12 protein-coding genes are annotated in these 14,653 nt (G+C 42.1%); 8 read left to right on the forward strand and 4 right to left on the reverse strand.

What is annotated here, in order from left to right; translation table 11 throughout:
- Positions 1-402 precede the first annotated feature (402 nt).
- Both AY606_RS14365 and AY606_RS14370 read right to left on the reverse strand, forming a co-directional pair.
- Positions 403-642: a DUF2171 domain-containing protein gene (locus tag AY606_RS14365; protein WP_067870149.1), complete on the reverse strand. Its 240-nt coding sequence runs from the start codon at positions 640-642 to the stop codon at positions 403-405.
- A gap of 390 nt (positions 643-1,032) precedes the next feature.
- Positions 1,033-1,839, reverse strand: coding sequence for a cytochrome C assembly family protein (locus AY606_RS14370; RefSeq protein WP_067870151.1), 807 nt, complete (start codon positions 1,837-1,839; stop codon positions 1,033-1,035).
- 138 nt (positions 1,840-1,977) lie between these two features.
- Here AY606_RS14370 and ffh point away from each other — a divergent pair, with 138 nt between their 5' ends.
- The 3 genes from ffh to AY606_RS14380 all read left to right on the forward strand — a co-directional run bounded on the left by ffh (position 1,978) and on the right by AY606_RS14380 (position 4,818).
- Positions 1,978-3,387 carry a signal recognition particle protein gene (gene ffh / locus AY606_RS14375; protein WP_067870153.1) on the forward strand — a complete coding sequence of 470 codons (1,410 nt, stop codon included), beginning with the start codon at positions 1,978-1,980 and terminating at the stop codon, positions 3,385-3,387.
- Between the two features lie 531 nt (positions 3,388-3,918).
- Positions 3,919-4,065 carry a hypothetical protein gene (locus AY606_RS16220; protein ID WP_155858228.1) on the forward strand — a complete coding sequence of 49 codons (147 nt, stop codon included), beginning with the start codon at positions 3,919-3,921 and terminating at the stop codon, positions 4,063-4,065.
- Positions 4,066-4,230: 165 nt separating this feature from the next.
- On the forward strand, positions 4,231-4,818 hold the full coding sequence (locus AY606_RS14380; protein WP_067870155.1) for an RBBP9/YdeN family alpha/beta hydrolase: 588 nt from the start codon (positions 4,231-4,233) through the stop codon (positions 4,816-4,818).
- On the opposite strand, the gene AY606_RS14385 is transcribed toward AY606_RS14380, so the two are convergent.
- Together AY606_RS14385 and AY606_RS14390 are read right to left on the reverse strand one after the other, a co-directional pair.
- Positions 4,797-5,534 (reverse strand): type III pantothenate kinase, encoded by a 738-nt coding sequence (locus tag AY606_RS14385; RefSeq protein WP_067870156.1) that lies wholly within the window; start codon positions 5,532-5,534, stop codon positions 4,797-4,799. The two genes, AY606_RS14380 and AY606_RS14385, sit on opposite strands and share 22 nt — an antisense overlap.
- 9 nt (positions 5,535-5,543) lie before the next feature.
- Complete coding sequence (locus tag AY606_RS14390; protein ID WP_067870158.1) at positions 5,544-6,302, reverse strand: biotin--[acetyl-CoA-carboxylase] ligase; 759 nt, start codon at positions 6,300-6,302, stop codon at positions 5,544-5,546.
- 30 nt (positions 6,303-6,332) lie between these two features.
- On the opposite strand from AY606_RS14390, the gene AY606_RS14395 reads away from it, so the two are divergent.
- The 5 genes from AY606_RS14395 (at position 6,333) to ligA (ending at position 14,602) form a co-directional block, all read left to right on the forward strand.
- Positions 6,333-7,142 carry a sulfite exporter TauE/SafE family protein gene (locus AY606_RS14395; RefSeq protein ID WP_067870160.1) on the forward strand — a complete coding sequence of 270 codons (810 nt, stop codon included), beginning with the start codon at positions 6,333-6,335 and terminating at the stop codon, positions 7,140-7,142.
- Positions 7,143-7,343: 201 nt separating this feature from the next.
- On the forward strand, positions 7,344-8,039 hold the full coding sequence (locus AY606_RS14400) for a GntR family transcriptional regulator (protein ID WP_067870162.1): 696 nt from the start codon (positions 7,344-7,346) through the stop codon (positions 8,037-8,039).
- A gap of 10 nt (positions 8,040-8,049) precedes the next feature.
- Entirely contained in the window at positions 8,050-11,502 is a 3,453-nt protein-coding gene (gene smc / locus AY606_RS14405; protein WP_067870164.1) for a chromosome segregation protein SMC, read from the forward strand.
- Position 11,503: 1 nt separating this feature from the next.
- A complete protein-coding gene (locus AY606_RS14410; RefSeq protein WP_067870166.1) occupies positions 11,504-12,478 on the forward strand; it encodes a cell division protein ZipA C-terminal FtsZ-binding domain-containing protein in 975 nt (324 codons plus the stop codon).
- A 90-nt stretch (positions 12,479-12,568) separates the two neighbouring features.
- Positions 12,569-14,602: an NAD-dependent DNA ligase LigA gene (gene ligA, locus AY606_RS14415; protein ID WP_067870168.1), complete on the forward strand. Its 2,034-nt coding sequence runs from the start codon at positions 12,569-12,571 to the stop codon at positions 14,600-14,602.
- Positions 14,603-14,653 lie beyond the last annotated feature (51 nt).

Below are 14,653 nucleotides of genomic sequence, written 5' to 3' on the forward strand. Positions count from 1 at the left end.
ATTTGGATGGATTAATAACTTATTACAAAGTTTCATTCAGAATAAAGATCATCAGTTTATTGACAGTAAGATTAAATTTTTGAAGATAAAGAAGCCGACTTATTAACAAGCCAGTATTGTGCAAATGTTCCGAGTTTTAATTTATATTAAGTTAATGATATTGAATATTATTCTAGTTTAATGTGTATGGGATGAGTGCTTTAAACTTGGAATGCTCTTTAAAGTACGGATATGACAGCTAAAACCCTAAACCTAAAATCAATAGCTGAGATTTTGTAGAACATTAGTTTAAGTTCATTTAAAGCTCGTCTTAGATTTATACCTCACACTAAAATGCCAGTCGACCGGACTGGCATTGTTCAATTCAACAAATAAAGTTTATTCACTTAAAACACTAGCTTGCTATACGGTTTTCCATTCTTTTCTGGCATCTTCTGCACTTTTGTTCAAAATCACATTTTCATCTTTAATTTCACTTACCCAACTGAGTGGAATAATATGATGTTCATTATTTTCATCATCACTTCTGGTCAACTTAATTGAGTCTTGACCTTCTAAATGATCTACTTTCCCTATTGTAGTACCACATGATGCAATTACTGAAGCATGTGCCTGGATGTCATTTGGATTGAAATTATTCATTATAATTACCTATTTGTAGAAGTTGAGATGAACAGTCTACACAATAAAAAATAGGTATGTGTAAGGGTTATCAGGGTTTGAGTTTTTCTGAGTTAAGAATGTAAGTGTGAAAAAGAAATGAATATTTAATAAAAAATCAAAATTTACTTAGAGCTAAGGAACCTCAATCTGTTTGTGCGAAAGTATCCAGAGTTTAAGATAATTTACACAAATTAAAACAGAACCTTTCCATGTTGGACTCTTATTATCTAATCATCATTGGCTTACATGCTGTTGAAAAGTCCAGCCTTTGCTGATTTGACTCTATTGATTGATCCTTGCTTTAAGCCGGCTATTTAATCATTGTTGTTCATTTTATTAGAAAAAATCAAACAAAAGGAAATAAGGAGCTTATTTCCCCAAAATCATTTCCAGTACAAATTTAGAACCAATAAAACCAATTGCCAGGAGCATAAAACCACTTAAGGTAAAGCGAATCGCTTTTTGGCCACGCCAGCCAAACTTGTAATGACCAATCAGCAAAGATCCATAAACAAACCAGGAAATAATACTAAAGGCCGTTTTATGGGCTAAGTGTTGAGCAAAGAAATCTTCAATGGTGAAGAAACCAAAACCTAAAGCTAAGGTCAGCAAGATAAAACCAGTAATGATTAAATCAAACAACAAAGATTCCATGGCTTGGAATGAAGGCAGTAAATTGACCCAGATTCTTTTTTGCTTGTTTTTTAATTCACGATTTTGGAACCATAGAATTACCGCTTGTATGGTGGCCATCAGTAGAACCGCATAGGCCGATAAAGACAAAATAATATGAATGTCCAAACCCAAGGAGTGCTGTTCAATCACCTGATTTTGTTTGCTTAAGGCAAAACCTAAAATCAAGCCGGTCGCAGCAACAGGAATGCCCAATAAATTGAGGGCCAAAATGGGGCGGTAAGTACTAAAGATTAAACTCAGCAATAACATCAGACCAGAGGTAAATGACAGCAACAGGAAGACATCATAATTTACGCCTAGAGGGGTCAGCATATCGTTATACAGAACACCCGCGTGTAGCAGTAAACCTAAACCGAGTACGAGCCCTACAAACCAATGGTTCGGATCACGCTTTGACATTAAGTGAATAAACAAATACCAGAAAGATGTGGTATAAGCGATTAATGCTAAGATCGTGTAAACCAAGGGGAGACTGATCATGTCAAACCTTTTTCAGGATGTTGAATATTCATTTATATAAATTCTACGTGAACTACAGTATCCTATAGCATCTTATGCATAAATTTTCTATTTTAAGAAAGATTTTTTTGCAACTGGCAATTTTAAGCGGATTTTGCAATGTTTGATACCTTAACAGAACGACTCACGCAGAGTTTAAGAAATGTTACTGGCTCAGGGCAGCTAACCGAAGACAATATTAAAGATACGTTACGTGAAGTACGTATGGCACTTCTTGAAGCCGATGTTGCGTTACCTGTAACTCGTGAATTCATCGCGAAAGTTAAGGAAGAAGCATTGGGTCAGGAAGTGATGACTCAGTTATCACCCGGCCAGGCATTCGTAAAAATCGTCCATGACGAACTGACAAAAATGATGGGCGAGGCCAATGAAAGCCTCGACCTGGCAGCAAAACCCCCTGTGGTGATTCTGCTTGCAGGTTTGCAAGGTGCGGGTAAAACCACAACTGCCGCAAAACTTGCCCGTTTCTTACAAGAACGCCAAAAGAAAAAAGTAGCCATGGTGTCTGCCGACGTTTACCGTCCAGCGGCAATCAAACAGCTACAAACCGTTGCAGGTGAAGTAGGCGCGATTTTTCTGGAATCGAGCGCTGATGAGAACCCGATTACCATTGCCAATCGAGCTATTGAGCAAGCCAAAATTCAGTTTGCTGATGTTCTGATTGTCGATACCGCAGGCCGTTTACATGTCGATGATGACATGATGGACGAAATTAAAGCGCTTCATGCAGCTATTAAACCCACCGAAACCTTGTTCGTCGTCGATGCTATGACCGGTCAGGATGCGGCAAATACTGCAAAAGCCTTTAACGATGCCTTGCCTTTAACCGGTGTGATCCTGACTAAAACTGATGGTGATGCACGCGGTGGTGCGGCACTATCTGTGCGTGCCATTACCGGTAAGCCAATCAAATTTTTGGGTATGGGCGAAAAGCTTGATGCCTTAGAGCCATTCCATCCTGAGCGTGTGGCACAGCGTATTTTGGGGATGGGTGACGTACTTTCTTTGGTCGAAGAACTTGAACGTAAAGTCGACAAAGAAAAAGCCGAAAAAATGGCGAAAAAATTGCAAAAAGGCGGCAGCTTCAACTTTGAAGATATGCTGATGCAATTTGAACAAATGAACAACATGGGCGGCATGATGGGCTTCTTGGACAAGTTGCCTGGCATGAGCAATTCAGGTATTCAAGATGCAATTGCACAAGCGAACCCTGAAAAGCAAGTGAAAAAAATGGAAGCGATTATCCAGTCGATGACCATTAAAGAGCGCCGTAATCCAGACCTGATGAACCCGAGCCGTAAAAAACGTATCGCAGCAGGTTGTGGTATGGAAGTTGTTGAAGTCAATAAACTGATTAAACAACATGCGCAAATGGCGAAAATGATGAAGAAATTTGCCAATCCGTCGGGTATGGCAAAAATGATGAAATCACTTGGCGGTATGCAAAATAAATTCGGCGGCGGTGGCGGCGGTATGGGACCATTGTTCGGTGGAAACGACAAGAAGTAGGAATATACTTCTCATCGTAAAAAAGGCGCTCTACGCGCTTTTTTTATAGCTGAAATTATGCAATACAGAAAATGCACGATGCGAATAACTCTGCATATTTAATCCTAAAGGGAATAACAAAAAACGCTACTTAAACCATGGGTGTGAAGCTAAATTAACTAACTCAAAATATAAGAAGAAAAACATACTCTAAATGCAATACAAAGTTTATCTGGTGCAGGGTGATCGCGCCTTAGCTAAGGCACCTAATTTTCGAATCTGGCAACAAGCGCTACAGATCCAAAGACCTAAATGAGATCCAGAAAGTATTATTGTGGCACATAGTCTGGGGTCTGGCGCGCTTGCATTTTTTAACTCAGACACTCCGCCACACTCAAATTAAAGGGCTGATTTTGGTTGCCAGTTTTAAGGATAAATTAACTGTATTGCCCGAGCTGGAGAGTTTTATTCGGCAGGTAAAATTAGACATAGCCATTTTACAAAAAATAGATTGCGACCCGATTTTTACTGTTTTCCTGACATGACCCTTATGTGTCTCTGCTTAAATCGGTCTTGCTCGGGCAATTTATGAATGTCCAAATGCAAGAGCTGAAGTATGCGCGGCATTTTATGCCAAGCGATGGTTTTGATGAATTTAAACAAGTTTGGGATGTCCTGAAAACTTTGCTAGATCCTTAATGCACTTAAAATCCATTCGTATCTTTAAATAAGTGATGGAGTGAATTATGGGGAACAAGAGCTTCTCTAATTCGTATTTTTATAAAAAAGACCAACAATTGAATCACTCCATTCAGACTAAGCTGGTTGCACACGAAAACAGCTGAAGAAGAGGAAACAAGAATAATGGCTCAAGTAAACGTGATACATGGCTATACCGCCAGCCCCGAAGAAAACTGGTATCCCTGGATTCAGCAGACTGCAGATCAGCAGCATTGCAGTTTAAAAGTATTGCGTTTGGATCCTTCACCGCGTCCGGAGCTATCAAGGTGGGAATCACAAATAAATGAGCAGATGGGAAGTCTGGATGAAAATAGTATTGTGATTGCACATAGTCTGGGAACTGTCGCGGCATTAGATCATTTGTCCAAAAATTTAACCCATCAGCGTATTAAACAGTTGGTTCTGGTTGCCGGTTTTAATGGTCGTTTGGGACGCTTAGCAGAAGTCTATCCTTTTATCGATGCAGCCCAGATTGATTTTGAATTACTGAAACGCCAGATTGAACAGCGTGTGGTGATTTATTCAGCAGGAGATGCCCATGTTCCGCCAAAATTTAGTATTGAGCAGGCCAAAAGTCTAGATGCAGAGCTGATTTCTGCCCAATGGCAGGGACACTTTATTGATTCTGAAGGTTGTACGGAACTGCCTGAAGTTTGGCAGGCCATACAACCTTATTTAATTCGACTAGATCAGGCTTCAGCCAAGGAATAAATATAATTCTGCAGGCCTTTGAGTAGCAGGTCTGTCTCAATTTGAGGCTGATATTGGGTAAGATATTGGGCAAATAATGGCGCATCACCGCCAGTCAGAATTAGTTGGCTGGGGTATTTATTCAATACCTTTTCAATGGTACTTACCAAGCTTAATAAAATACCGTGATGCACAGCATCAATGGTATTGCGGCCAGGCGTAAGCTCATCGAAGGTGGCATCGGGAATTTTAATGCCCTTGGTATTTTGAATCAGAGAATCCCGCTGTAAATACAGGTTTGGCAGAATATACCCTCCCAAGTGTTGCATGCCATCAGTGAGATCAATGGTTAAGGCAGTTCCGCAACTCACCACACAGTAGTGTTGCTTTGGATCATGGACCACGGCCAGCATTTGTAACCAGCGGTCTACACCGAACTTGCTGGTATCTTCATAAGCACAGCGTAGACCTGCATATTCAGCCTGCACTTTGGCAAAGGTCACCGGTACAGCTAAAAATTTTAGAATTTTCTGGATACGTTCGTTATTCTTTTTGTCCTGAACTGAAGACACGCCAACCTGATGCAGATCTAGACTTTTGAAATGCTGGATTAAACCCAACAGCAATTCCGCAGGGGACTGCAAATGCAATTCTGCAGCCTGTTCAATAATCTGATGATTCTCCGTAATCCAATATTTTAGACGGGTATTGCCAATGTCTAGCCATAAATTCTTCATTGCATTTCTCTAAAGAGAGGTTTCTAAGCGACGTAAGCGCCCTTGATAAAATTGTTTTAAGCCTTCACGGGTTTTAATATTGACCGCGCCATCATCCTGAATGCCTAAGAAAATACCTGAACATAGCCCCGAATGATGCTCAAACTCAACCGCCTGGTTTTTAAAAGCAGCATAGTGATTAAAACGGGCAGCCAGGTTATAACAATGATGGTCAAACCATTCACTGGCTTGCTGGATGGCCATATATAATTCTGCGATCAATTCAGTACGCTGAATTGCCATTAAGCCTAACTCGCGCAGTGAGGTGGCATGCTGGTCAATCTGTTCTTTCGGCACAGGTTCAAGATTGATACCGACCCCCACAATCACCTGATGCGGGGAAAGCGGCTCAACCAGAATTCCGCCCCATTTGCCCTGTGTACTATAAAGATCATTTGGCCATTTCACTTGCAAATCCACATTTTTTAAACTCGGCATTTGCAGAATATTTAATGCAATTTCAAGGGCAAGCCGCCCATCAATGGCTGTTCGCGTATTTAGCAATGTGCTTAAATAGATGTTCCCTTCGGGTGAAACCCATGGTCGTTGACGTTGACCACGACCTTGAGTTTGTCTCGTACTACAGACTAAAACGCTTTGAATGCCTTTGAGTGCAATTTCACGCACATCATCATTGGTTGAAGTCGTGACTGGTTTCAGTATTAAAACTTCAGGAAGCTGATGAGCTTCGCTGAGGATTTTTTGCAGTTGTCGAGTCTCTAAATCCATTTAAATTTAAGCAACAGTGGAATGTGAATAATGGAGTTAATCATATATTTATTGATTGGTGCAATGGCTGGTTTTGCCGCTGGACTGTTTGGTGTCGGTGGCGGCCTGATTATTGTGCCCATTTTATATATTGTGTTCACGCAGCTGCACTATGATCCTTCAGTCATTATGCATTTGGCTGTCGGCACCTCATTGGCAACCATTATTGTGACCTCAATTAGCTCTGTCTCAGCACATCACAAACGTGGTGCGGTGATGTGGGATGTATTCCGCAATTTGGCACCGGGGTTGGCTTTGGGCTCATTTTTAGGTGCCGGGATTGCTGATTATATATCAGGTCAGGGCTTGCAATTACTGATCGGATTCTTTGCAGTTTGGGTCGCCTATGGCATGTTTAACGGTTCAAGTAAACCCGTTGATCCTACGCATCATTTGCCTGCTAAAGCAATGCAGCTGCTGGCAGGTGGTGGTATCGGCATTGCATCGGCTATTTTCGGCATCGGTGGCGGCAGTTTGACGGTACCGTATTTGATTCGTCATGGTGTCGTCATTCAAAAAGCGGTAGCAACTTCAGCAGCAGGGGGTTTGCCTATTGCAATTGCCGGAGCATTGGGTTTTATGTGGTTTGGCTCGAATACCTCGGTAGAAGTACCGCATAGTATTGGTTTTGTGCATATTTATGCTTTCATTGGCATTAGTGTGATGAGCTTTATTACGGCAAAACTTGGAGCAAAAGTAGCGCATAAATTATCACCGGCCATGCTGAAAAGATGCTTTGCTTGCCTGTTAAGTACGGTTGGTTTATATTTTATTTATCAAGGATTTTCGAGCTATTTTTAATTTTAAATAACAGATAAAAATAGAATGAAAAGGTGTGCTACAGTTTAATTGTTCACACCTTTTTTATATTGGCTTTAAAGACTGAAAAATTGTCTGACAATGTCATTTTTTTTGCTGATAAAACAAAGTAAAAATAACAGGGTCAATCAAGACGTGTGAAAATTTTTCGATTGCATCTTATAAAAACAAGATAGGACGAGTATGCAAGAACAGGAAAAAGACAGTTTGTCCGAACAAATTGCAAAGCATATTAGTGAGCAAATTATTCGTGGCGAATTGGTTGAAGGTGAACGTATTCAAGAGTTGCGAATCTCGGCTGAACTCGATGTCAGTCGTGGCTCCGTGCGTGAAGCATTGTTGCTGTTAGAACGCACCCAACTGATTGAAATTTATCCACGCCGTGGTGCAATTGTGTCAGAAATGTCTGCGCAACAAGTCCGTGCTTTATTTGACATGAGCGCTTTGCTATTGGGGCAAATTGTTCATCGTGTGGCGGAAACTTGGCGCACTCATGAAGCCGAAAGAATTCAGGCATTATTGCAGCAATTGCATGAAGAGACACGTCAGGGACATACTGAAAAATTCTATGATTTAATCTTTCAGTGTATGGCTCGCCAGCACGAAATGGTGGCTAATCCTTATTTGATGAAGTTCTATCAAGAGCTGTTACCCTCAATGCGCCGCAGCTATTTTTTAACCTTAAATATCTCTCGGCGCGAGCTAGAGGAATCATTTGAACTGTTTAAGTTGGTGACTGATGCAGTTTTGATCCGAAAATCACAACAAGCTACTTTATTTATGGATGATTTTTGTCGACACTTGCGTAACCTTGTGTTGGAATCTCTAACACGGATGAAACAAATCGAACTTGCATGGGCAAGACGTTCACGACGTTGATCAGGACATTATGCGTTTAAGCAGCTTAAAACTTTCCGGCTTTAAATCTTTTGCCGATAGTACGACTTTACATTTTAAGGCGAATCGTACCGCTGTAGTGGGGCCAAACGGTTGTGGTAAATCCAATGTGATTGATGCCATCCGTTGGGTGATGGGGGAATCCAGTGCACGCCAACTCCGTGGCGGCAGTATGCAAGATGTCATTTTTACCGGAACTGCCAAACGTAAACCTGTGGGTGTGGCCAGTGTTGAACTGCGTTTTGATAATACCTATAGCAAGCTCGGCGGTGCATACAATGCCTATAATGAATTGGCTGTACGTCGTCAAGTCAACCGCGATGGCAAGTCTGAATATTTTTTAAATGGCACCAAGTGCCGTCGTCGTGATATCACCGATATTTTCTTAGGCACCGGGTTAGGTCCACGTTCATACGCCATTATTGAACAGGGTATGATTAACCGTCTGGTCGATGCCAAACCTGAAGAAATGCGGGTGTATATTGAAGAAGCTGCGGGTGTTTCGCGTTATCAGGCACGTCGCCGTGAAACCTTATTGCATCTCGATCACACCACACAAAATTTATCGCGTCTTGAAGATATTGCCGCTGAACTGAAGTCACAGCTGAAAACCCTGAAACGTCAGTCTGAAACTGCGCTGCAATATAAAGAACTTGAAACGCAGATTCGTAGCATTAAAGTTGAAGTGCTGTCTTTTCAATGCGAGCAAAGTAGCCGTTTGCAGCAAGAATATACCCTTCAGATGAATGAATTAGGTGAAACATTTAAATTGGTGCGTTCAGAACTGACCACTTTAGAACATGATTTAACGACGACCAGTGAACTGTTCCAACGCCTGATTCAGCAGTCCACCCCATTGCAAAATGAATGGCAACAGGCCGAGAAAAAACGCTCTGAATTGAAAATGAGCTTGGAACAAAAACAGTCTTTGTTGCAGCAAAATACTTCGACTTTAACTCAGCTTGAACAGCAAAAATTACAGACTAAAGAACGGCTACAATTGATTGAAGTGCAAATTGAAACTTTGCAATCGCAATATCAACAACAGACTGAACAATTACAACAGCAGGAAAGTCAAAGCCAAAATCAAAGCCAAAGTTTTGCTGATTTAAAACTACAGCAGCAGCAAGTACAGCAACAGTTTGAAGTGGTCAAAGTACAGGTCGAAAAACAGCAACAGCAAAAAATGCAGATGCTGGCGCAAAGTGAGCAGTTGGCCAAAAATATTGCCCGGATCGAACAACAAAAACAAACCCTGCAACAGCAAACAGCACAAATTCAAAATCAGGGTCAGCAAGATGATATTGAGCAACTTGAAAGTGAAAAATTTCAGCTTGGCCAACAGGTAGAACAGTTAGAACACGCGATTCAAACTCAGAAACAAACATTCGAGTTAGCGCAGACCCAGTATGCGCAGCAGAAAAATGATGTTGCGACCATGAAGTCTGCGATTCAGATATTGCAATCAGAACAGAAAAATCTCAACCAGTTGCTGATCAAGAATAGCCCGAAAGTTCAGCAGGATACTGTGCAATTGATGCAAGTATTAAAGCTTAAAGATCAGGCCAAGGCGCATACCCATTTAATTGAAAAGTTTTTGGCAAAATGGCTCTCTGCACACATCATTGATACCAAGGCCGGTTTTACTGAAAGCATTGCTCGTCAGCTTAAAAGCAATGCTTCGCAACATCAGATTCAATTGGCTGGGTTGACTTGCTTGGCTGACTGGATTGAGTCGCCGCAGCATTCTATCTGGCAGCAGGTTGCAGTTGCAGATAATCTTAACCAAGCTTTGTCTTTGCAATCGCACTTAGGCATCGGTCAGTCCATCTTAAGTTTGGATGGCTATCATGTGGCTGCGGATTGGGTGATTGGCCTGTTTTATGATGAAGCAAGCCAAGCCGGACAGGGTGCACTCAGCCATCGTATTCGTTTAGCTGAAATAGAAATGGCACTGGGACAGCAGTTAGCTCAGCTTGAAACTGCTGAACAGCAATTGCCGGAAGTCATACAACAAATTCAAAGTCTGCAAAAAAATATGCAAGAGCAGCAAGACCAGTTAAAGCAGCAGCAAAAGACCTTGCAGCAGGTTGATGTCAACATTGCCAAAGTACAAAGTACGGCTCAGGCATTTTCAGTCCAAAAGCAGCAATTGCAAAATCAGTTACAACAACTGGATGAGCAGCTGGAAGAAGATGCAATGCAAAAAGATGATCTGGAAATTGATTTACATGCGTTGAATTTGAAACTTGAGCAGGCTTTACCCAATTATAAAACTATGCAATTTCAAGTTGAGGAACTGACCGAGCAGCTGGAAAATACCCAACACATCTGGCAGCAAGCTCAACAAGAGCTGGAGCTGCTACGTCGTCAAACGACTCAAACTGGGCAACAAGCTGAATTACTGGAAAAAGATGCATCATTTTTAAAAGCACAATATCAGCAGATCATTGCGCAAATGGAACAGGCGAAAAAATTTGTCGATCCGGTACAGCTCGAACTGCCTGCATTAGAGTCGCAATTTAATCAACAAGCTCAAGTCACCGAGAAGTTGCAAAAGACCTGGAGTGAATGGCAGATCGAGCTGAATAATATTCAGCAAAAACAGCAAAGCCTGACTGAGCAGCGTCATCAGCATCAACAACAAGATGAAAAATTACGCGGTCAACTGGAAGAAAAACGTCTGGCTTGGCAAGTGGCCAAATCGGATTTTCAGCATTACTCAGAACAACTCAATGCGTTGAATAGTCAATTGATTAGCGGTTTAAATATCGACCTGATTTCACATCAACAACAACTGGAAAAAGCTCAGCAGCGCTTTGAAAAATTGGGCGCGGTCAATTTGGCCGCTTCTGCAGAATACCAAGATGTATCCAAGCGCTATGAAGAACTGAGTCACCAGATTGAAGACCTAGAAAACACGGTGGATCAATTACAAGGGGCTATGAAAAGTATTGATCAGGAAACCCGCAAGCTGTTTATGAATACCTTCGATCAGGTCAATCTTGAGCTACAAAACTTGTTCCCGAAAGTATTTAATGGCGGAGAAGCCAGTTTAAGCCTTGAAGATGACTGGCAATCGGGTGTAAAACTAATGGCTCGACCGCCAGGTAAGCGCAATAGCTCTTTAGCCTTATTGTCTGGTGGTGAAAAAGCATTAACAGCATTGGCATTGGTGTTTGCCATCTTCCGTTTAAATCCGGCACCATTTTGTGTTCTGGATGAGGTTGATGCCCCTTTGGATGATGCAAACGTGGGTCGGTTTTGTAATTTGGTAAAAGAACTTTCTGAACAGGTTCAATTCATTTACATTACCCATAATAAAGTTGCAATGACGATGGCAACCGATTTGTTAGGTGTTACCATGCCAGAACCCGGTACATCAAAATTAGTCACTGTCGATTTGGAACAGGCAAAAGAATACGGTTTAGTCGCGGAGTCATAATATGGAAATCACCACCGTCGTTGGTATTGTTATCGCCGTTATCATTATGTTATTCGGTTTAAGAATACTGTTTAAAAAACCCGCTGATGCAGCACCGTCATTAGATTCAGAACTTCATGTCGATACAGATAGCCAGAAACCCGTGATTCCTCGCCATGTCCGTGATCAATTACAAAATGCCAATGAAGCCTCAAGTCTAGAGCGGGTTGAACCGACTTTGGCAGAACCGGCTGTTGAGTTTGCTCAATGTTCCCATAAAACAGAAGCACATCAGACCGAAAGAAAAACTGAGAAGGCTGAAGTTCAGACAGCAGTCGTTGCTGCGCCACAAACAACGGAGCAGGTCGAATTAACAGCAGATGAAGTAGCATTAGATCTTGCAGAAGACAAGACCAGTCAAGATGAAAAAACTGCAGCCAAAGATGCAACAGAACTCAGCCTGAACGGAACAATTGAAAAAGCTGAAATTTCAGAGTTCGAAGATGAAAGCAGTATTCTGGATGAACATTTACATGAACAGCAACGTGTTGATGAAGAAAGTGCCTTATCTACTGCAGTTGATTTTATTGCGTTAAATGTTTACCCGGAACGCCGCGTACTTTCAGGTGAAAAAACCTTAAAAGTATTGCTGAAGTATGGTTTGCGTTTTGGTGAAATGGCGTGTTTCCATCGCTACAGCCAAGATGACAGCAAATTACTGTTTTCCGTATTGCAAATTACCGATGAAGGCGCAGCGGGTTTTGATCTGGAAACCTTATCCACTGAACAAGTCAAAGGTTTGGCATTCTTTCTGGCCTTGCCACATAGTGATGTGCAAAATGCCTTTGATACCATGGATAGTCTTTCACGCCTGATTGCGCGTGAAATTGATGGCACTGTCTATGATCAGAACAATCAGGAATTTACCCCGCAGTTACGTGAGCAGTGGCGCCATCAGGCAATTGACTATCGTTCAGGACATGCCGCAGAAGTTTAGTTTGAAACTAGACGACTCGATTTTTATAATGGCGAGTAGATAAAATTTTTTAAGGGCGGAAATCAAACCGCCCTTTTTTATGGTGGATGTATGACTCAAGATTCAACTATCAAAGCGCAAATGCGTCAATTGATTCAAATTTTAGCCAAACATAATCATGCCTATTATGTGATGGATCAACCAAGCATTGAAGATAGTGAATATGATCAACTCTTTCATCAGCTTAAAGCCTTAGAAGAGCAATATCCTGAATATATACAAGCCGATACCCCGACCAATAAAGTGGGAGGAAAGGCACTCCCTAAATTTGCAAGCGTGACCCATGCGGTACCCATGCTTTCATTGGGGAATGTGTTTAATCAAGAAGACTTGTTTGCTTTTGCGCGCCGTGTAGAGGAGCGTTTACCAAATCAAAAAATTCAATATGATGTTGAATTGAAGTTCGATGGCTTGGCCATTTCCCTATGGTATGAACAGGGTATTTTGGTTCGTGGCGTAACACGTGGTGATGGTGAAACAGGTGAGGATATTACCCATAATGTCAGAACCATTCGTAACTTGCCTAAAGTACTTTCATCTGTTCAAGGTTCAGTTCCCGCGCTACTCGAGGTTCGTGGTGAAGTCCTGATGCCAAAAGCCGGCTTTGAGAAACTCAATGCGGAAAATGCAGCCAAAGGTGAAAAGACCTTTGCCAACCCGCGTAATGCTGCGGCAGGCAGTTTACGTCAGCTTGATCCGGCGATTGCAGCGTCACGTCCTTTGGCCTTTTATGCCTATGGTATTGCCCAGTGTGAACCCCATCATGGTCAAACCACCATGTCCGCCAGTCTGGAATGGCTCACTCAGTTTGGTTTTGCGGTAGGGGAATGTCATTTTATTTGTGACAGCATTCAAGAAGTGCAGCAACGCTATGAAGAAATCAATGCGAAACGTCAGAATTTAAGTGTCGAAATTGACGGTATGGTTATTAAAGTCGATAGCTTAAAACAGCAAAAACAATTGGGTTTCTTAAGTCGTGAACCACGTTGGGCAACAGCTTACAAATTCCCTGCGGTTGCCGCTTTAACCACGGTTGAAAATATTGACTGGCAAGTGGGGCGCACCGGTACTTTAACCCCTGTCGCACGATTAAATCCGGTTGCAGTGGGCGGGGTCACGGTATCCAATGTCACGCTACATAATATTGGGGAAATCCATCGTTTAGATGTACGTATTGGCGATACCGTTAGTGTTTATCGTAGTGGTGACGTAATTCCCAAAGTGGAAAAAGTCTGGCCGGAATTCCGTCCAGATGATGCAGTTGAAGTTCATCTTCCAGAACAATGTCCAATGTGTGAATCACCTGTAGTGATGCCGGAAGGTGAAGCCTTGGCACGTTGCTCAGGCGGTTTATACTGTGCTGCGCAGCGTATTGAAGCGATTCGCCATTTTGTTTCGCGTAAAGCCATGGATATCGAAGGTCTGGGTGAGCGTTGGGTGGAATCATTATTACACCTCGATTTACTGAAAAATGTGGCCGATATTTATTGCCTGCATGAACATCGGGAACAGTTACTCACCATTGAAAAAATGGGTGAGAAGTCTGTTCAGAACCTGTTGGATGCAATTGAACATAGTAAAAAAACCACACTGGCTTCATTTATCTATGCTTTGGGTATTCGCGGTGTTGGTGAAACCACAGCACGTATGCTGGCCAATACTTTCCAGACTTTTGAAGCCCTGCAAAATGCAGATATTGAGGCACTCAAGAAAACGCCAGATGTCGGTGAAATTACAGCTGAATGGATTATCGACTTTTTCCAGGCGGAACATAATCTGGAAGTGGTCAAGCGTTTGCTTGAGGTAGGAATTCACTGGGATGCCCCCATTGCACCCACACGCCAGCCACTTAATGGCGAAAGCTGGGTGGTCACTGGAACCCTCAGTAGTATGGGGCGTGATGATGCGACACAGTTACTGCAAGCCTTAGGGGCGCGAGTCAGCGGTAGTGTATCGAGTAAAACCAAATGCGTGGTTGCAGGTGAAAAAGCCGGTTCTAAACTTGAAAAAGCTGAAAAACTGGGCGTAAGAGTCATGAACGAAGCCGAATTTTTAAAGCTGATGGCTGAATACGGACAAATGTAGAGTTCAGCTAAAAAGCCACCGTGAAGGTGGCTTTTTTATGGGTGATAATCA

The organism is Acinetobacter sp. SFB, assembly GCF_001647545.1.
GTDB lineage: Bacteria > Pseudomonadota > Gammaproteobacteria > Pseudomonadales > Moraxellaceae > Acinetobacter.